Genomic DNA, 17,221 nt, shown 5'->3' with positions numbered 1-17,221 from the left:
AACTTCAAGTCGCGGGTCATTCCGGATCGGGCGGTCCGGGCGGATCGCCCGGGAAACTGGTCCTGCCGGGCGGAATGACGGCAAAGCTGATCTCCAGCGGCGTTGCCTTGAGCGACCAGTCGAACGGCACGGTCTTGACCGGCAGGCCGGCGATCCACGCCTGCTGTTGCGGGGAGAGCCTCCAACCGGTCGGCCACACCAGCAGCAGGCCCTGATCGCGCAGGCGCTGGTCCGTGATCCAGGGGGCAAGGCGCCTGTCGAGCGTCGTGAAAATCGATGGCTGGTCCGCCGCTTCCAACCCGGCAAGCTGAGCCACGCCGTCCTCGCCGCCGACGATGCCCAGTGGTCCTGGTACCGTCTCATGCCAGATCGCTTCGGCCGTCTGCGAGATCGATCGTGCCGGCCAGCACATCGGCTGCAGGCGACCGAGGACGTTGCAACCGGTCCAGCGTGTAATCGCATAGGCGCTCGATACGCCGACCACGCATAGCAGTGCCAGCAGCGTCAGCCGGCGCAACTCGGCCGCGCCCAGGCGCTGTCCCAAGAGTGCAACCGCGAGGGTGCCGACCAAATTGTACATCGTCGCGCCCCAGGACTCGCCGGTGCCGGTAAACAGCGAGGCGGCCATGATCAGGAGCGCCGGCCCCAGGCCCATCCATGCCAGGTAGACAATCGCGCGCCGCTCGGGGGCAGGGCGGACCGGTAAGGGGTCTCGTGCCGGGTCGGGCCGCCGTCGCAGCAGGCCGGAAATAGCAAGAACGGCGGGAAGAGCGGCAAGCCCTGCAAGCTGAACGCCGATATAGTAGAGCCGTGCGCGGTTAGCGAGCACCCAGGCGTTGCGATGCTCCGCATAGGTCAGCGGCAGGAAATCGAGGCGGAAAAGCGCAATTGCCAGCGGCGCCGCGAGGCCCAGAAAAACCGCAAGACCGAGCCATGGCCATGGGGTGGCAAGCCGGCTTCGAGCGCGGGCGTCGTACAAAATCCAGATACCACCGAACACCAGTAGCAGAGCCGTCGAGAACTTTGCGTAGAGCCCGATGCCCGAGACGAGGCCGAGGGCGAGCCACCAGCCTGGACGGCCGTCGCGCGCCGAGCGCCACAGCAACCATGAGATTGCGGCCCAGAACGGCATTTGCGCGTAATCATGGTTGAATTGCGGGGTCGGCCAGCCGAAGAAATAGATCGACGGCATCAAGAGCACGGCGGCGATCGCCCGGGTCGGGCCCATGATGTCGCGCGCGAGAAGGTAGACCAGGACGAAAGTCGTCGAGATCATCAACTGCGACAGCATATATTGCGGCCAGCGGAACGAGCCGGTGAGCAGGTGGCTGATCTCGAGCAGCCAGCAGGGGAGTTGCGGGTGCTTGTAGGTCAGCAGCACCCATTCGCGTCCCCACATGAAACCCTCGACGACGTCGCGCGGCGGCCCAACGTTGACGAGCGCGGGCATGACGGTCCAGCAGGCGATCTGGATCAGGCACAAAAGCGCCAGTAACCGCCATGGATGCCGGACCAGACCGTTCCAGATGGAAGACAGATCGTCTTCCGCCGCAGCCGCGGCGGGCCAGACATGCACGGATTCACTGGTTCTCGACATACGGGCCTAAAATCATACCGATGGATTGCTGAACAGTCCGATAGCAAAAGCTTACGAAAAAGTATTCTTCCGCAACATTGTAAAACCAAGATTGCGATGGAACCCGTCGCCGGCGCTTCGGGCAGGACCGGCCGGCCGATCATTGCCGGAGCCCGTCCGTAGCGCCGCGGTTTTAGCAATACAGGTTCCTCCATGCGCCATCAGCATGCCGTCATCCATCATCGTGGGCTCGATTTCTGGTCGGCGCGCGCCGCGGTTCTCGTCGTCATCTGCCTGCAGCTTCTGGTCATCAACAACCTGTCCTTCGGTCCGCGCTGGCTGGCCCCTACAGTGGAGGCGGCGCTGCTGGCGCCCCTGTCGATCGCGACGGCCTGGACGCAAATGGCGACGCGCAACGCCGTCGACCATGAGCATTGGTACGCGATCGGCCGATTGCGCCTCTATATCCGCCGCGCAGCATTGGTGATGACCGGCGTCATCAGCATCATGAATTGCGGGTCGCTGGTCTTCCTGGTGCGGGCGTTGCTGGAAGGGCATGCCGGGGCCGGCACGACGCTGCTCGTCGACGCGCTCAACATCTGGGTCACCAATGTGATTGTCTTTGCGCTGTGGTTCTGGAGCACCGACCGGGGAGGCCCGCCGACCTGCGGGCTGGTCAAGCGCGCGCAGGCAGACTTCCTGTTTCCGCAAATGACGCTACCCGATCGCGAGATACAGGGCTGGCTGCCGGGCTTCGTCGACTATGTCTTCCTGGCTTTCACCAATGCCACGGCGTTCTCGCCGACCGACACCTTGCCGCTCACGCAGCGCGCGAAGCTCCTGATGATGGCCGAAGCAATGATCTCGCTCCTGACCATCGCGCTGGTGGCGGCGCGTGCGGTGAACATCCTGGCCTAAACCTGTATCGATATTCAGGTGAGGTCGGCCTGCGAATGGCGGCCTCCTGCGCTTCCGGTGCTCACGTACTTGAAGTACGCTCCGCTCGGGTTCTCGGAGGCCACCATTCTCGGCTCTTCCTGACCTGAATCTCGATACAGTTTTCGGAGTTCAGTAGCCGCGCTCCCAGCGCATTCCGGCAAGCCTTGGGTCCGCAAAAGCAGCGCGTGAGAATTCCAGCCTCTTCTCCGGGAATTCGCAGATCGCCTGCAGGCCGAAAGAGCCGATCCGGATGCGCCAGGTCTGCGGCTCCAGCGGCCTGGCCTTGGCAAAGCCCTTGCAGGTCAACAGCGCGATGTTGGCGCCCCTGGGATCGCGCACCGAGCGATAGCGGATCGCCTGCAGCTCGGCTTCGCGCGCGACATCGGCGATCGCCTGGCAGGCGGTGTAGTCGGTGGGCTGCGTCCAGGCCTGTTCGTCGCGATCCAGGGGCGGCCGTGTCAGGTCGATCGCGCGGCCGCATTTTATCGCAGCGGCGAAGGCAGTGTATTCCGCGGCGTCGTTCGGCCATGGCGTCGCCGGCGACTCCGCAAAGAACAGCAAGCGGTAGAAAGCCATTTCCGCCACCGCCGTCAGCACCGTCTCGGCGGCATAATAGACGCCTTTGGTCTTACCGGCGCGGCGAAAACGCGAGCCGTATGGATAAACGGAGCCATAGCGAAAAGGCGTCGACAACAGGTAATGGAGGTGGCGGCACTCCAGCGGGATATGCGGCTTGGTGTCCTCGATGAGATCTTCCAGCAGCGCCTGCTCGTCGAGCGTGTCGATGAGCTTAAGGGTCGAGACGCGGTGCTGCGCCTCGACCATTCGCCAGTACTTGCCTTCGAGCCGGACGGCCTCAGACGAGAGCGCGCCGGGAGTCCAGGTAGGCAATGACATCGACAAGTCCGGCAATCGTCAGGATTTTTTCGAGCGGCGTGCCGTCGAGCGTGGTGTTGGGATTCTTCAGCCACGCCCGGGCGACGGTCTCGTCGCCGCCGACGATGGCGTCGAGCGAGCGGAACAGGCGCACGAACAGCACCGCCAATTCGAACGGCTTGGTGCCGCGTTCAAGCAGGAATTCCTGCCGGCGCATGCGCGAGACCGTTGCTTCCGACACGCCGATGACCAAGGCAAGCGTCCTGGCGGTGATATCGAGCAGGTCGGCCGCGCGCAGCGTGGCCTTGGTAATGACGGCATTTTCGGCCGCCGTCGCGGCCGCGACTGGACGTTGCATAAGCGCACCCTTTCATTTCTGTGGAAAATATAATCCACAAAAATTCGCCTGGAAAGGGGTGTGTCAGTCTTTCTTGTAAAGCAGCCAGCTTTTGCCAGCCCGGCTGACCGTGGCCGAGTGCTTTGTCACACGGTTGCGGCCGCCGACCTTGGAGCGGTAAAGCGCCTGGTCGGCCTTGGTGTAGAGATCCTCGGGGTTTTCCGCCTCCGAGGCCATGCAGATGCCCATCGATACGGTAACGGTGCCGTAGTTCATGCCGGTCTGGCTGCCGGTGAACGGTGTCTGCTCGATTAGCGCGCGGATGCGCTCGGCGATCTCGTATGTGGCTTCCTCGCTGGCGCCTTCGACGATAAGCGCGAACTCCTCGCCGCCGGTTCGCGCGACAAATATGTCGGCACGCACGCTGGACTGGAAGATCTCGGCGATGATCTGCAGGATCCTGTCGCCGACCGGGTGGCCATAGCGATCGTTTATGTCCTTGAAATGATCGATATCGGCAAGGATCAAGGCGTTGAACAATATGCCGCGGTTGCTGTTGTAGATCCGGGTGATCTCCTTGTCGAAGGCGCGGCGGTTCCACAGCTGCGTAAGCGGGTCGGTGTCGGCGAGCCGCTTGTATTCCTCGAGCTTCGACTTGACGCTTTCAAGCTCGGCTGTCTTTTCGCTGAGCGTGCTGGCGATCTGACGGCCATGGTCGATCGTCGAGCTGGTGGCGGCCGACATCGCGCCTGCGATCTTCTGCAGGAGTTCTTGCGAAAGCAGGCTGCGATTGCTCAGGCCGCTCGAGGTCTCGTCGAGGATGCGGCCATACTTCTCGATATGCGAGCGCTCGCTGCGCAACAGCGCGGCGATGTCCTCGAGCTCCTTGGCCATCACCTCACGGGCGTGCTCGACAATGGCGGGGCCGTGGTGCTGCGGGAAGAAGCTCCGTCCGATGCGGTCGAGGTCTTCCTGGGTCGGGCGGTTGCTCAACGAGACGACGGCAAGGCTGAGTTCGCGATTGCTGCTGCTGAGCGCCTCGTAGAAGATTTCATAGTTACGCGGCAGGCCAAGCACGCCGAGCTGTCGCATCGTCGTCACGACGGTGCTGGCGATGTCGGTATTCCTGTCGGTCGGAATGGCTGCCGGCTTCATGTCTGTTCACTGCCCCTTCAGTGCGACCGGAGACCTGCCACCGCCGGCGTTCGCTCACGCGGGGATTTGAATCAGAATTGCGACGGCGCGTCCCCAACACGACCATCGCTTGTGGGAACGATAAATGCAGTCCTGCTAAAGTTTCCTTAATAGCCTGCATTTCCTCATTGTCCTTGCTACCACAGGGTGCAAAGCGGTGCAGGGGTAGCTTCTGAAACGCGTCGCTTCGGTGTCGCATTTGCCGGTGCCCGGTCATCTCAAAACTGGAATTCTATCCGGCAATGAACGGTGCAGACGACGTCGAAGGAGGCCGGAATGGACAATCATAGCGGATCGTGCCTGTGCGGGGCGGTGCGTTTCAGAACGAAGGGCCCGCTACGCGGCGTGATTTATTGCCATTGTTCACAATGCCGCAAGCAGAGCGGCCATTTCTACGCCGCAACCAATGTAGCGGACGCCGACATCGTTATCGAAGGCATGGAAAATCTCACCTGGTATGAGGCATCCGACTTCGCCAAGCGTGGCTTTTGCAAGACATGCGGCTCGGTGCTGTTCTGGAAGCCGAAAGGCGATGCATATGTTTCGGTTATGGCTGGTTCATTCGAGGAACCGAGCGGGCTTCGGGGCGAATGCCACATCTTCGTCGGCGACAAGGGCGATTATTATTCGATCGAGGACGGGTTGCCGCAGTTCGAGAAATCGGCGCCGTCGATAAAGGTCGCGGGCGGATGAATTTTGCAGCGGCTGCCTTATTCCCTTGATCCCACCATTGCGATATCCCCTGCCGGTGACTCGCAAAGGGGCAGAGGAATGCAGCGGCTGATCGATGCTTTCATCAATTCAGTGCGGGCCTTCCGCAAGTTGGCCGCCCACGAAAAGGCGTTCCAGCAGGAATTGCTGTTGCTGGCGCTCGCCTTGCCGGCCGGCTGGTTCATCTCGGTTTCCTGGCGCGGCTATGCCCTGCTGATCGGTGCTGTGCTGCTCCTGATCATGGTCGAAGTGCTCAACACCGGCATCGAGGCGGCCTGCGACGCAATCTCGCGCGAATTCCACATCGACATCCAACTTGCCAAGGACTGCGGTTCGCTGGCCGTGCTGATTTCGATCGTGATCGCCGGCGGCGTCTGGGGCATCGCCATCATCGAACGCCTTGTCGGCGCGCCGATCTGATCCTCGCGGATTGATCAAGATCCTGCCTGGTCTTCCCTGGCGCGTTCGCGCTTCGCGAAGTGATGGCCTACCAACCAGGCGACCACGGCGATAACGATGCCGACGCCGAGGGCGATGAGCAGGCGCTGATGGCGAGCAAACGCCTGGCCCACGATTTCCTCCGCGCCCAGGCCGAAGACATAGCCGATGCCGCTGAACAGGGCCGACCAGACCGCGGACGAGATGGCATTCAGGATGACGAAACGCGGCATGGACACGGTCGACAGGCCGGCGGCGACGCCGCCGACCAGGCGCATGCCGTAGATATAGCGGTTGGTCAGCACGAAAATGTTGGGATGGGTGTTGAGCAGGCGATAGGCTCGGCTGAAGCCCGGACGCCTGCGCAACAGTCTCACATAGCGATGTTCAGCGAAGCTGCGCCCCAGGGTGAAGAAGAACGTGTCGCCGGCGAAGGCGCCGAGGAAGGCGGCAAAGAAAGTCTGCCACAGCACGAAAACATGCTGATGGGCGAAGAAGCCGCCCAGGATCGCCGCGCTTTCGCCTTCGGCCACGCAACCCAGGAAAACCGCGATCAACCCGTATTGCTCGATGAGGCGGTGGATGGTCTCGCTCATTCCGTTGCGGGCCGCGCGGACAGTTTTTCGTCAATGCGCCTGATCTGCTCGGCCATGCGCAGGATTTCGTCACGCATGCCGATGATCTCGCTATGGCGAAGCTCGTCGAGTTTTTCATGCAGGGCCATGATCTCGATCTCGGCCTTCAGATTGACCTCGTAGTCATGGGCGGCGTCGATGCGGTCGCGCTCGGTCTGGCGGTTCTGCGACATCATGATCACCGGCGCCTGGATAGCCGCCAGCATCGACAGAACAAGGTTGAGGAAGATGAAAGGGTAGGGGTCGAAGGCGTCGCGGGTGAGCAGCCAGGCGTTGCCGGCAGTCCAGACAACAAGAAAGGCCAGGAAGCTCAGGATGAAGGACCAGGAGCCGCCGATCCTGGCGATGGTGTCGGCAATACGGTCGCCATAGGTCTCGTGGAAGGCCACGGCCTTGTTGGTGTCGCGGGTGATGGTGGTGCGCTCGAGCGTCGACTGGAGCACGCGGCTCTCGATCGGACCGAAACCGTCCGGCTTTCGCTTGAGCAGACGGTTCGCCATATCTTCGACGATCTTGTTCATTTGTCCTCTCCTTCGGCCGGGCGTCGATAGAGGTAGAGGCTGCCGGGCCGGACGTGAAGTGATAGATTGCGGCGAACAAGCGGGGACAATGATGCTCGATTTCCAGAAAATCCATGCACGGGCGGCAAAGCGCAAGGGCGGAGAGGCCGTGCTGGCGCCGTTGCTTGGCCCCGCGCCCGATAATATGGCGGTGGCAAAGATCCCCGACGACCGCATCCTCTCCACCATGGCCGAGCGCATTTTCGCAGCCGGCTTCGTGTGGCGGGTGATCGAGCAGAAATGGCCAGGTTTCGAGGAAGCGTTCCTCGGCTTCGAGCCGAAGCGGCTTCTGTTCCAGCCGGACGACTTCTGGCACGAGCTTGCATCCGACAGCCGCATCGTGCGCAATCCGCAGAAGATCAAGTCGGTGCGCGACAATGCCGCCTTCGTCGATCGCGTCTCGAAGGAACATGGCAGCTTCGGCAAATTCATCGCCTCCTGGCCCGCGGACGATCAGGTCGGCCTGACCGCGTATCTCGCCAAGCATGGCAGCCGGCTCGGCGGCAACACCGGCCAGTATTTCCTGCGCTGGCTCGAATGGGACACGTTTGTGGTCTCTACCGACATGGCGGCGGCATTGCGCGATGCCGGCCTCGACATCGCCGAAAACCCGACCTCGAAGCGGGACCTCGACAAGATCCAGGCGCAGATCAACCAATGGTCGGCCGAGACCGGCCTGCCGCGCCGCCACATCTCGCGCATCCTAGCGATGTCGATCGGCGAGAACCGCTCGGCAGAGGCGCTGCGCGAATATATGGGCGACTAGGTGGTTGGGATCGATCGACGTCCGTCGATCGATCAGGGAGATAGTCGGCTCTGCCGGCGCCGCCTATTAGTCAGGATACGGTCCTCAATCGATCAAAGACATAATCGGCGCCGCCTAGTAGTCAGGATACGGTCCTCAATCGATCAGGGACATAATCGGCTCCGCCGATTAGTCAGGATACGATCTTCGATCGATCAGGGACATAATCGGCTCCGCCGATTAGTCCTAAGTGGCACAACCAAACGCCATTGCGGGGCGATTTCAGCCACGCTAAATCCGTACCATGACCAAGACCGCTCCCGATATCCTGCGCATTGCCGTCGCCCAGCTCAACCCGACCGTCGGCGACGTCGCCGGCAATCTGGCAAAAGCGCGCGAGGCGAGGGCGGACGCGGCGCGCCAGGGCGCCGATCTGGTGCTCTACACCGAGCTCTTCCTCGCCGGCTATCCGCCGGAAGACCTGGTGCTGAAGCCTTCCTTCCTGAAGGCTTGCGAGAAGGCGGCGCAGGATCTCGCCGAGGACACGGCCGATGGCGGGCCGGGCGTCATCGTCGGCACGCCGCTGAAGCGCCGGACCGGCACGCATAACTCGATCGTCTTCGCCGACGGCGGCAAGATCATCGCCGAGCGCTACAAGCTCGACCTCCCGAATTATGGCGAATTCGACGAGAAGCGCGTCTTCCAGGCCGGGCCGGAACTGCAGGGTCCGGTCAACTTCCGCGGCGTGCGCATCGGCATTCCGATCTGCGAGGACATCTGGGGCGACATCGCCGTGTGCGAGACGCTTGCCGAAAGCGGCGCGGAGATCCTTTTGGTGCCGAACGGCTCGCCCTATTACCGCGCCAAGATCGACGTTCGCCACCAGGTCGTCATCCGGCAGGTCATCGAAACCGGCTTGCCGATGATCTACGCCAACCAGCTCGGCGGCCAGGACGAGCTGATCTTCGACGGTGCCTCATTCGCCATCGGCGCCGACAAGACACTTGGCTTCCAGATGAGTCAGTTCGAGGAGGCGGTCGACGTCACCACCTGGAAAAGGAAGGGAGACAGCTGGGTCTGCTCGGAAGGCCCGATGTCGAAGATCCCCGATCGAGAAGAGGCCGACTATCGCGCCTGCATGCTGGGCCTGCGCGACTACGTCAACAAGAACGGTTTCAAGAACGTCGTGCTCGGCCTCTCCGGCGGCATCGACTCGGCGATCTGCGCGGCTTTGGCCGTCGATGCGCTGGGCGAAGAGCGGTTGCGCACCGTCATGATGCCCTACCGCTATACGTCGAAGGATTCGCTGAAGGACGCCGAGGACTGCGCACGCGCGCTTGGCTGCCGCTATGACATCGTGCCGATCTCCGAGCCGGTCGAAGGCTTCAGGCACGCGCTGACCCAGCTCTTCGAGGGTACCCAGGAAGGTATCACCGAGGAGAACCTGCAGAGCCGCGCCCGCGGCACGATCCTGATGGCAATCTCCAACAAGTTCGGCTCGATGGTGGTCACCACGGGCAACAAGAGCGAGATGTCGGTCGGCTACGCCACGCTCTACGGCGACATGAATGGCGGCTTCAACCCGATCAAGGATCTCTACAAGATGCAGGTCTACGCGCTGTCGCGCTGGCGCAACAACCATGTGCCGCCAGGTGCGCTCGGACCGTCGGGCGAGGTAATCCCGAACAACATCATCGACAAGGCGCCGTCGGCGGAGCTGCGCGAGAACCAGACCGACCAGGATTCGCTGCCGCCCTATCCGGTGCTGGACGACATCCTGGAATGCCTGGTGGAGAACGAGATGAGCGTCGACGACATCGTCGCGCGTGGCCACGACCGGGCGACGGTGACGCGTGTCGAGCATCTGCTCTACATCGCCGAATACAAGCGCCGGCAGGCGGCGCCTGGCGTGAAGATTACCAAGAAGAATTTCGGCCGCGACCGCCGCTACCCGATCACCAACCGGTTCCGGGATCGCGGCTAGTCCGCGAGATTGCGCCGCGCATGCAGGATGTTGAAATCAGTTTCGACCTGTCGCGGATCGATTTCCGGGCAACCTCCGATCTGCTCATGCAAAGCTATTGGGGTGCGTCGCGAACCGACGAGGCCAACCGCCGCGCCTTCGACAACTCGCTCTGCATCGGCGCCTATCTCGATGGCAAGCAGGTCGGATTCGCCCGCGCGATCACCGACTACACGGTCTTTGCCTATCTTGCCGACGTCATCGTCTGGCCGGAGCGTCGTGGGCATGGCATCGGCAAACGGCTTGTGCAGGCACTCTTAGATCATCCCGATATGAAGACGGTTTCTCATTGGAGCCTCACGACCAGCGACGCTCACAGCCTCTACCAGAAGTTCGGGTTCCGGGCGGAAGGGCGCTACATGCGACTGGATCGCTCACCCGCTGCCTGAGGCCTGGCCACAACCCGCCGTTGTTGCAAATTCGTCGCAGTGCTTGGACCAGATGTCGTTTTGGCGACGGGCCGACTTGGCGATCGGCTGATGCCTGCCTATAACAACCTTTCCGCGATTCCCTTCCGGGAGGACCGTATGGCAGGATTTGACATCGTTATGCGAGGCCGCGAGGCCTAGGTCGGCGCTGGCGCTCCGAGGGTTTCTCGGAGAGCCAGACGCGGACCAGGCATCTGCCGCTGCCGGTCGCCGCCTCAGGGCAGGCGGCCTACCATACTGAACCTCCCGCTTTCAGGGTCGCCGCAACGCGCGGACGCGGGTTTTCCAATTCGATTTTTACCGGGACCGGGCTTGTTTGCGCCCGGATGACATCATGGCTCGTTTCAAGATCGACCTGCGCGCAAGCGCCTTTCGCAGCGTGCTTGGCTTTACGTTCAGCCATTGGCGCCACCAGCCATGGCGGCTTTCGCTCATCATGGGCGCCTTCCTGCTCTCGACGCTCGCCGACGTGCTGACACCCTTCTATTCCGGCCGCCTGGTCGATGCCGTCGCCAGCGGCGCCGGAACCGACGCAGTCGCCTGGAATGCGGCGATGACGGCGTTCTCGACCCTGATGGCGCTGGCGCTGGCCGGTGTCGTGCTGCGCAATGTCGCGTTCCTGTGCATCGTCCAGTTGACGCTGAAGATGATGTCGGACATTGCGGCCGATGCCTTCCATCGGGTGCAGCGCTTTTCGACGGACTGGCACGCCAACAGCTTTGCCGGATCGACGGTGCGTAAGATAACGCGCGGCATGTGGGCGCTGGACCTGCTCAACGACACGATCCTGATCGCGCTGCTGCCGTCGGTCGTCATGCTCGTCGGCTCCACGCTGCTGCTCGGCTGGTTCTGGCCGTTGATGGGGGCCGTGGTGGCCGCCGGTTCGGTGCTGTTCATCGCTGTCACGGCGATGCTGTCGCTCGGCTATGTCGCGCCTGCCGCAAGGCTCGCCAACAGCTGGGATACGCGGCTGGGCGGCTCGCTGGCAGACGCGGTGAGCTGCAATGCCGTCGTCAAGGGCTTCGGCGCGGAGGCTCGCGAGGAAGCGCGGCTGGCGCGCGTCGTCGCCAAATGGCGCCTACGCACCGGCCGCACCTGGATGCGCGGCACCGCCAACGGCACCACACAAGGGGTGCTGCTGCTGGCGATGCGGACGGCGGTGATCGGTCTTGCCCTCATGTTGTGGACCTGGGGCCAGGCGAGCGCCGGCGACGTTGCTTTCGTGCTGACCTCGTTTTTCGTGCTGCAGGGATATCTGCGCGACATCGGCACGCATATCCGCAACCTGCAGCGCTCGATCAACGACATGGAGGAACTGGTTGACTTCCAGTCCGAGCCGCTCGGCATCGAGGATCGGCCCGGCGCTCGCCCGATCCGGATCGGCGACGGGCACATCGCCTTCGACAAGGTGACGTTCCACTACGGCACCCACCTTCTGCCGCTCTACCGCGATTTCTCGGTCGATATCGCGGCCGGCGAGCGCATCGGACTGGTCGGGCATTCGGGCTCGGGCAAGACGACCTTCGTCAAGCTGATCCAGCGGCTTTATGATGTGAGTGCCGGGCGGATACTGATCGACGGGCAGGACATCTCGCAGGTCGAGCAGGCTTCGTTGCGCAGCCAGATCGCCATCGTTCAGCAGGAGCCGATCCTGTTCCACCGGTCGCTCGCCGAAAACATCGCCTATGCCAGGCCCGGCGCCAGCCAGGCCGAGATCGAGCATGCGGCCAAACTCGCGAGCGCGCATGATTTCATCACCAGCCTGCCCAAGGGCTATGGAACCCTGGTCGGCGAGCGTGGCGTGAAGTTGTCGGGCGGCGAGCGTCAACGTGTGGCGATCGCCCGCGCCTTCCTGGCCGACGCGCGCATCCTGATCCTGGACGAGGCGACATCGAGCCTTGATTCGGAATCGGAAGTGCTGATTCAGAAGGCGATGGAGCGATTGATGGTCGGGCGCACGACCCTGGTGATCGCGCACCGGCTCTCGACGGTGCGCGCGCTCGACCGGCTGCTGGTCTTCGATCGCGGGCATATTGCCGAGGAAGGTTCGCACGACGAGCTGATCCGGCTGAACGGCGGCATCTACCGGCGGCTGTTCGAGCGTCAGGCGCTCGAGCTGACCAAGGGCCTCGTTGCCTGACGAAAGGATGGCGCCCGGCCTCCGCCGGGCGCCATCAGCCGCAACACGGTTGCAACCGCTCTCCCGTCATGCGGTTAAAGGGGTTCAATATGTTTTTCAAATTACTTTATATATATTGAAATGTTTAGGAAATTCTATTTTAGTTTTTAGGTATTAACGTACATTCAAACAATGATTTTAATGTATTTACAGAAAAGAAAATGAGACATGGCAGAAGAAGGCCTATAGGATTTTTTTGCAGGAAGCCGACCAGGCGGAGATTTCCTTTGAGAAGCACGACCGCCTTTAGCGCTTTCGTATAGGCAATCACGATGAATCTTGTTTCCGCGAGTCCGGGACAGGTGGTTGCGCCACTGGAATCCCAGCATGGCTCGGTTCGGCCTTTAACCGCCGAGGATCTCGAGCAGGTCGCCGCGCTGTTCCTGATGAAGTTTCGCCATCGTCGCCGCCAGCGCGATCGAGCGATCGCGCAGACGGCGGACTATATGAGGGGGCTTTACCTGGACGGGGATGAGAGCAAGGCTCTTGTCCAGATCAACCCGCAGGGCCGCTTGGGTGGCTTCATGGGCGTTCTGAAAGCCCGCTATGAGCTCAATGGAAGAGCACTGAGCGCGGCCATCATCGGTCCCTTCATGACCGACTCCCGCACCGATCACGGTTGGGCCGGCCCGCAATTGCTGCGTGCTCTGCATCAAGGCGAATTCGATCTGTACCTGACCGATTCCGCCAACCGGACATCCTTGGCGTTCGCGCGCCCGATGAAGTATCAGCTGCTGCCGGTGCATTGCCTGGAGTGGACCTGCATTTTCCGGCCGGGCGCCATGGCCGCTGCCGTGCTGCGCCGTAAATGGCCCGGGCTGCCTCGCCTGGCGCTCGATCCTTGCGCGAGAGCGTTCGACGCTCTTGCAGGAAGAAGGTTCGAGCCATCGGCCCAGCATTCGTTATCCCAACGGGTCCACCGGGAGCCGATCGATGCTGCCCAATTTGCGGAGCAACTGCCTGCCCTCATGACCGATTACTCCCTTCGGCCGAGTTGGAAGGGCGAGGAGTTGCCGCGGCTGCTCGCGCTGGCGGCCGAGAAGCGGGCCGACGGGCCACTTCATTTCGGCGGGACTTACGACGAAACGGGCAGGATGCTGGGCTGCTACGCCTTCTACGGCCAGGCCGGCGGCATCGCGAACCTATTGCAAATCCAGGCGTCCGGATCCCACTGGGGAGCGACACTGGACGGCCTCATCGCGGCTGCGCGGGAGACGGGCTGCGTCGGCATCGCCGGGCAGACGCAGAACCGGTTCATGCCGCAACTCTTCGGCCACAAGGACGTCTTCTTCCGCTATGCCGGGGGCACGATGGTCCGCTCGCGCATCGCCGAGGTCATCGAAGCGGTCCGCTCCGGCGACATTTTCATCGGCGGGTTGATGGGCGATCGGTGGACCCGGCTCAGTTCCGACGATTTTGGCCGTGCCTGAGCGGGTCAGGCGAACTTGCGCGGCGCGGCGCAGAAGCCGGCAATGATCTGGCAAAGGTCGGGTTCGTTGACCATCCGGATGGCTTCGTTCGGGCCAACCCATTTGCGCGTCCGCGCGCGCTTCTCTTTCCAGCGATCCGCGACGCGGTCGACATGCAGCGGAAAGACCAGTACCTCGCAAGGCATTTCCTCGCCGGAGGCGAGGACTTTGGCGTAGAAATAGCGGCCGGCTTCAACATGCGATATGGAGCCGCGCAGTCCGGCTTCCTCGCCTGCTTCGCGGGCGGCGGCTTCGCAAAGCGGTTCCCTGGCTTCGGGCCAACCCTTGGGCAGCACCCAGCGACCGGTGTCGCGGCTGGTGATCAGCATGATCTCGACGCCGTTCTCACTCTCGCGCCAAGGCAAGGCGGCAACCTGCAGGCGACAAGGCGCAACGCCGAAGAGCCGCCGGACTCTTTCGGCCATCTGGTTGTGCGTCCTCGGTCTCGTCAACATGGTAAGAAGCTGCCCCAGCCTCCAGAATCGTTTGCCACCTTACGAATCTTACGGCGAATTATGAGCTTTAAAAGTAAAAAACTTCACCACGTCGGAAAATCTCACCAGAAAAAATCAATCCTGCAAAGTAGTCGTGCTCCTTGGCACGACTACACGACCCAAGTTTGAGGCAGATTCTCTGGAAAATAAGATGGCCGTTCAGCCGGCGTGATCGTCCGCGATCGGCTTCTGGTAAGTGAAGCCCATGTCCCACGGGAAGTAGATCCAGGTGTCCTGACTGACCTCAGTGACGAACGTGTCGACCAGCGGACGGCCCTTCGGCTTGGCATAGACCGTCGCGAAATGCGCCTTCGGCATCATCGCGCGCACTATGCCGGCCGTCTTGCCGGTGTCGGTCAGGTCGTCGATGATCAGCACGCCGGCTCCGTCATCGGCGAGCAGCGGAGGCGAAATCTCCTTCAGGACCTGCAGCTGACCCTGGCTGGTGTAGTCATGATAGGAGGCGACGCACACAGTCTCGATGACGCGGATGCCGAGCTCGCGCGCGATGATGGCGGCGGGGACCAGGCCGCCACGCGTGATGCAGACGATCGCCTTCCATTGTCCCTTGTTGGCGCCGGACAGCCGCCAGGAAAGCGCGCGGGCGTCGCGGTGGAACTGGTCCCAGGAGACGGGAAAGGCTTTTTCGGGAAGGGACATGTTCGCGCACTCCGCAAGCGCGCGCCATCAGCGCGCAGAAACAATGGAATGCGGGCGGAATTAGCTGGAAAGCCTTGCTCTTGGCAAGGGACAGCGGATGGACGCCCCCGGATGATGTTTGACCACGGCGGGGAGACGACCCTCGACCTGAATTTCCGACGATCTTCCGCGTGAGACCGGTGGACCTCCGTTTGGAGAGCGTGACTGAGATATCATCGCGGACGGAAAACCGTGTCGCGCTTTTCCCGGAATTGCTCCGGCGTCACCGCGACAGGAAAGCGGCTACATTCGTGCTGCGCAGTACCGTGCGGGTAACGCCGCCGAACAGGAGCTGGCGCAGCCAGGAGTGGCTGTAGGCGCCGAGCACGAGCAGGTCGGTGCCGGATTCGGCCATCCTCGACTGGATGATATCGTCGATTGCCGAGCCATCCGACTTCTGCACCGAGACGCTGACATTGGCGCCGTGGCGCGACAGGGCGGCCGCGATCTCGGCGCCGGCCGCCTCGGGGGATTCGTCCAGGCTCTCGGGCGGATCGATGACGAGAATGTCGGTCTTGTCGGCCTCGGCAATGAAGGGCAGGGCGTCGAAGGCCGCGCGGGCCGCTTCCTTGCTGCCGTTCCAGGCCAGCAACACACGCCTGAAGGTTGTCACCAGCGGGCCGTCATGCGGCACGACCAGCACCGGCCGGCCGGCATCGTAGACCAGCGTGTCGACATCGGCGCTCGGATCGCCGCCGGTGTCACGCTGCGCGGCGATGATCAGATCGGCGGCGCGCACGCTCGATATGCCGGTCAGCGCGCTGTCGCCGGAAAAGCTCTCCAGGCTTCGCCATTCGAAGGAGAGGCCGGATTCCTCGATCCGCTTGAGGAAATAGGCCTGCAATTTGTCGGCGCGCTCCTTGTTCATCTCGGCCGAGACCTGCAGGAATTCGGTGTCGGGAAAGCCCGTGGCCGATGTGTAGGGCACGGGAAGCGCCTCGGCATGGATGCCGACGAGATGGCTCTCGAATCTTTCGGCAAGCGGAAGGGCGCAATCGAGCACGCGCTCGGCGTCCTGTTCGTTCTGCAAAATGGCCACGATCGTCTTGAAGCGCATGGCTGGTCCCTCAATTGTTTACCCCGCGCATCCGCGCGGCAAGGGAACGCCTCAGCGCATTGACTGGTTCCAGCCGCGGATCAGCCTGCCTCGGCCAAGCCCGCCACCATCGCCTCGACGTCCTTGCGCGCGGCCTCGAGCGCTTCCTCGCTGCGGGCGCGGACGACGAGCTCGGTCCAGAACTTGCCGTCGCCATATTTGGGATAGGAGCCGATGATGGTGCCTGGATGCGCCTTCTGGATCTCGGCCAGCGGCCCGCCGATCAGGCCCTCGCCGAAGGGGCAGTGCACCGTGGCCGACAACATTTTGGTGCCTGCCTTGAGCGTCGGCACCACATTGTCGAGCATGGCCTGGAAGATCGACGGCACGCCGGCCATGACATGGACGTTGCCGATGCGGAAGCCCGGCGCGACCGAGACGGGATTGTCGATATGGTCGGCGCCACGCGGCATGCGCGCCATGCGCTTGCGCGCTTCGGTGAACTCGATGCCGCGCCCGGCGTAGCTTGCTTCGAGCAGCGCATAGGCCTTGGCGTCGTATTCGCAAGGCACGCCAAAGGCCTTGGCGATGGAGTCGGCGGTGATGTCGTCATGCGTGGGGCCGATGCCGCCGGTGGTAAAGACGTAGGTATAGCGGGCACGCAGGGCATTCACCGCCGCAACGATCTCGTCCTCCTCATCGGGGACGATGCGCACTTCTTTCAGGTCGATGCCGATCGCCGTCATGATATCGGCGAGATGGCCGATGTTCTTGTCCTTGGTGCGGCCGGAGAGGATTTCGTCGCCGATGACGAGCATGGCGGCGGTGACGATTTCAGGCATGGCGGGCTCCGGCAGCAAAGGTCGCCTGAGATAACGCGGC

Annotated in this window: 18 protein-coding genes; 8 read left to right on the top strand and 10 right to left on the bottom strand. The window is 62.6% G+C overall.

Annotation, left to right across the window (positions count from 1 at the left end; translation table 11 throughout):
- Nucleotides 1–16: 16 nt before the first annotated feature.
- A complete protein-coding gene (locus tag LB515_RS02870) occupies nucleotides 17–1,597 on the bottom strand; it encodes a glycosyltransferase family 39 protein (RefSeq protein ID WP_224706683.1) in 1,581 nt (526 codons plus the stop codon).
- A 192-nt stretch (nucleotides 1,598–1,789) separates the two neighbouring features.
- On the opposite strand from LB515_RS02870, the gene LB515_RS02865 reads away from it, so the two are divergent.
- The gene (locus LB515_RS02865) at nucleotides 1,790–2,494 is read left to right on the top strand and encodes a hypothetical protein (protein ID WP_140840299.1); all 705 of its coding nucleotides are present in this window, start codon (nucleotides 1,790–1,792) and stop codon (nucleotides 2,492–2,494) included.
- A gap of 150 nt (nucleotides 2,495–2,644) precedes the next feature.
- Here LB515_RS02865 and LB515_RS02860 read toward each other — a convergent pair whose 3' ends face one another.
- From LB515_RS02860 to LB515_RS02850, 3 genes are all read right to left on the bottom strand, one after another.
- The gene (locus LB515_RS02860; RefSeq protein WP_224525458.1) at nucleotides 2,645–3,412 is read right to left on the bottom strand and encodes an RES family NAD+ phosphorylase; all 768 of its coding nucleotides are present in this window, start codon (nucleotides 3,410–3,412) and stop codon (nucleotides 2,645–2,647) included.
- Nucleotides 3,372–3,749: an antitoxin Xre/MbcA/ParS toxin-binding domain-containing protein gene (locus tag LB515_RS02855; protein WP_027166494.1), complete on the bottom strand. Its 378-nt coding sequence runs from the start codon at nucleotides 3,747–3,749 to the stop codon at nucleotides 3,372–3,374. The genes LB515_RS02860 and LB515_RS02855 overlap by 41 nt, the downstream gene beginning before the upstream one ends.
- Before the next feature lie 63 nt (nucleotides 3,750–3,812).
- Nucleotides 3,813–4,883: a GGDEF domain-containing protein gene (locus LB515_RS02850; RefSeq protein WP_224628118.1), complete on the bottom strand. Its 1,071-nt coding sequence runs from the start codon at nucleotides 4,881–4,883 to the stop codon at nucleotides 3,813–3,815.
- 315 nt (nucleotides 4,884–5,198) lie between these two features.
- Between LB515_RS02850 and LB515_RS02845 the strand changes: the two genes are divergently transcribed.
- Nucleotides 5,199–5,615, top strand: a complete 417-nt coding sequence (locus LB515_RS02845) for a GFA family protein (RefSeq protein WP_224628116.1) — start codon at nucleotides 5,199–5,201, stop codon at nucleotides 5,613–5,615.
- Nucleotides 5,616–5,693: 78 nt separating this feature from the next.
- Nucleotides 5,694–6,053 carry a diacylglycerol kinase gene (locus LB515_RS02840; protein ID WP_224628114.1) on the top strand — a complete coding sequence of 120 codons (360 nt, stop codon included), beginning with the start codon at nucleotides 5,694–5,696 and terminating at the stop codon, nucleotides 6,051–6,053.
- Nucleotides 6,054–6,067: 14 nt separating this feature from the next.
- Here the strand turns inward: LB515_RS02840 and LB515_RS02835 are convergent, their stop codons facing one another.
- Together LB515_RS02835 and LB515_RS02830 are read right to left on the bottom strand one after the other, a co-directional pair.
- Nucleotides 6,068–6,667 (bottom strand): DedA family protein, encoded by a 600-nt coding sequence (locus tag LB515_RS02835; protein WP_140840291.1) that lies wholly within the window; start codon nucleotides 6,665–6,667, stop codon nucleotides 6,068–6,070.
- Complete coding sequence (locus tag LB515_RS02830) at nucleotides 6,664–7,227, bottom strand: DUF1003 domain-containing protein (RefSeq protein WP_224543773.1); 564 nt, start codon at nucleotides 7,225–7,227, stop codon at nucleotides 6,664–6,666. The genes LB515_RS02835 and LB515_RS02830 overlap by 4 nt, the downstream gene beginning before the upstream one ends.
- A gap of 91 nt (nucleotides 7,228–7,318) precedes the next feature.
- Between LB515_RS02830 and LB515_RS02825 the strand changes: the two genes are divergently transcribed.
- From LB515_RS02825 to LB515_RS02805, 5 genes are all read left to right on the top strand, one after another.
- Nucleotides 7,319–8,032: a DNA-3-methyladenine glycosylase I gene (locus tag LB515_RS02825; protein ID WP_224706768.1), complete on the top strand. Its 714-nt coding sequence runs from the start codon at nucleotides 7,319–7,321 to the stop codon at nucleotides 8,030–8,032.
- Nucleotides 8,033–8,315: 283 nt separating this feature from the next.
- The gene (locus LB515_RS02820; protein WP_224706682.1) at nucleotides 8,316–9,995 is read left to right on the top strand and encodes an NAD+ synthase; all 1,680 of its coding nucleotides are present in this window, start codon (nucleotides 8,316–8,318) and stop codon (nucleotides 9,993–9,995) included.
- Between the two features lie 20 nt (nucleotides 9,996–10,015).
- Entirely contained in the window at nucleotides 10,016–10,423 is a 408-nt protein-coding gene (locus tag LB515_RS02815; RefSeq protein ID WP_224601522.1) for a GNAT family N-acetyltransferase, read from the top strand.
- A gap of 373 nt (nucleotides 10,424–10,796) precedes the next feature.
- Nucleotides 10,797–12,602 carry an ABC transporter ATP-binding protein gene (locus tag LB515_RS02810; protein ID WP_224706681.1) on the top strand — a complete coding sequence of 602 codons (1,806 nt, stop codon included), beginning with the start codon at nucleotides 10,797–10,799 and terminating at the stop codon, nucleotides 12,600–12,602.
- Nucleotides 12,603–12,913: 311 nt separating this feature from the next.
- Nucleotides 12,914–14,071 carry a hypothetical protein gene (locus tag LB515_RS02805; RefSeq protein ID WP_224706680.1) on the top strand — a complete coding sequence of 386 codons (1,158 nt, stop codon included), beginning with the start codon at nucleotides 12,914–12,916 and terminating at the stop codon, nucleotides 14,069–14,071.
- Nucleotides 14,072–14,076: 5 nt separating this feature from the next.
- Here the strand turns inward: LB515_RS02805 and LB515_RS02800 are convergent, their stop codons facing one another.
- The 4 genes from LB515_RS02800 to LB515_RS02785 form a co-directional block, all read right to left on the bottom strand.
- Nucleotides 14,077–14,565, bottom strand: coding sequence for an NUDIX hydrolase (locus LB515_RS02800; RefSeq protein WP_224706679.1), 489 nt, complete (start codon nucleotides 14,563–14,565; stop codon nucleotides 14,077–14,079).
- A 198-nt stretch (nucleotides 14,566–14,763) separates the two neighbouring features.
- Entirely contained in the window at nucleotides 14,764–15,264 is a 501-nt protein-coding gene (gene gpt, locus LB515_RS02795) for a xanthine phosphoribosyltransferase (protein ID WP_095765134.1), read from the bottom strand.
- A 262-nt stretch (nucleotides 15,265–15,526) separates the two neighbouring features.
- Entirely contained in the window at nucleotides 15,527–16,360 is an 834-nt protein-coding gene (locus LB515_RS02790) for a universal stress protein (protein ID WP_224525470.1), read from the bottom strand.
- Nucleotides 16,361–16,440: 80 nt separating this feature from the next.
- Nucleotides 16,441–17,181: a competence/damage-inducible protein A gene (locus LB515_RS02785; RefSeq protein WP_224628106.1), complete on the bottom strand. Its 741-nt coding sequence runs from the start codon at nucleotides 17,179–17,181 to the stop codon at nucleotides 16,441–16,443.
- Nucleotides 17,182–17,221: the final 40 nt, after the last annotated feature.

Source organism: Mesorhizobium sp. CA15 (assembly GCF_020165215.1).
Classification (GTDB): domain Bacteria; phylum Pseudomonadota; class Alphaproteobacteria; order Rhizobiales; family Rhizobiaceae; genus Mesorhizobium.
The sequence above is the reverse complement of the archived record's forward strand: the minus strand, read 5'-3'. Positions and strand labels throughout refer to the sequence as shown.

Coding starts and splice junctions, on each gene's coding strand:
- LB515_RS02810 (WP_224706681.1), top strand. CDS start 10,797: ATGGCTCGTTTCAAGATCGACCTGCGCGCAAGCGCCTTTCGCAGCGTG.
- LB515_RS02845 (WP_224628116.1), top strand. CDS start 5,199: ATGGACAATCATAGCGGATCGTGCCTGTGCGGGGCGGTGCGTTTCAGA.
- LB515_RS02800 (WP_224706679.1), bottom strand. CDS start 14,565: ATGTTGACGAGACCGAGGACGCACAACCAGATGGCCGAAAGAGTCCGG.
- LB515_RS02790 (WP_224525470.1), bottom strand. CDS start 16,360: ATGCGCTTCAAGACGATCGTGGCCATTTTGCAGAACGAACAGGACGCC.
- gpt (WP_095765134.1), bottom strand. CDS start 15,264: ATGTCCCTTCCCGAAAAAGCCTTTCCCGTCTCCTGGGACCAGTTCCAC.
- LB515_RS02820 (WP_224706682.1), top strand. CDS start 8,316: ATGACCAAGACCGCTCCCGATATCCTGCGCATTGCCGTCGCCCAGCTC.
- LB515_RS02815 (WP_224601522.1), top strand. CDS start 10,016: ATGCAGGATGTTGAAATCAGTTTCGACCTGTCGCGGATCGATTTCCGG.
- LB515_RS02860 (WP_224525458.1), bottom strand. CDS start 3,412: ATGTCATTGCCTACCTGGACTCCCGGCGCGCTCTCGTCTGAGGCCGTC.
- LB515_RS02870 (WP_224706683.1), bottom strand. CDS start 1,597: ATGTCGAGAACCAGTGAATCCGTGCATGTCTGGCCCGCCGCGGCTGCG.
- LB515_RS02805 (WP_224706680.1), top strand. CDS start 12,914: ATGAATCTTGTTTCCGCGAGTCCGGGACAGGTGGTTGCGCCACTGGAA.
- LB515_RS02840 (WP_224628114.1), top strand. CDS start 5,694: ATGCAGCGGCTGATCGATGCTTTCATCAATTCAGTGCGGGCCTTCCGC.
- LB515_RS02850 (WP_224628118.1), bottom strand. CDS start 4,883: ATGAAGCCGGCAGCCATTCCGACCGACAGGAATACCGACATCGCCAGC.
- LB515_RS02785 (WP_224628106.1), bottom strand. CDS start 17,181: ATGCCTGAAATCGTCACCGCCGCCATGCTCGTCATCGGCGACGAAATC.
- LB515_RS02830 (WP_224543773.1), bottom strand. CDS start 7,227: ATGAACAAGATCGTCGAAGATATGGCGAACCGTCTGCTCAAGCGAAAG.
- LB515_RS02835 (WP_140840291.1), bottom strand. CDS start 6,667: ATGAGCGAGACCATCCACCGCCTCATCGAGCAATACGGGTTGATCGCG.
- LB515_RS02825 (WP_224706768.1), top strand. CDS start 7,319: ATGCTCGATTTCCAGAAAATCCATGCACGGGCGGCAAAGCGCAAGGGC.
- LB515_RS02855 (WP_027166494.1), bottom strand. CDS start 3,749: ATGCAACGTCCAGTCGCGGCCGCGACGGCGGCCGAAAATGCCGTCATT.
- LB515_RS02865 (WP_140840299.1), top strand. CDS start 1,790: ATGCGCCATCAGCATGCCGTCATCCATCATCGTGGGCTCGATTTCTGG.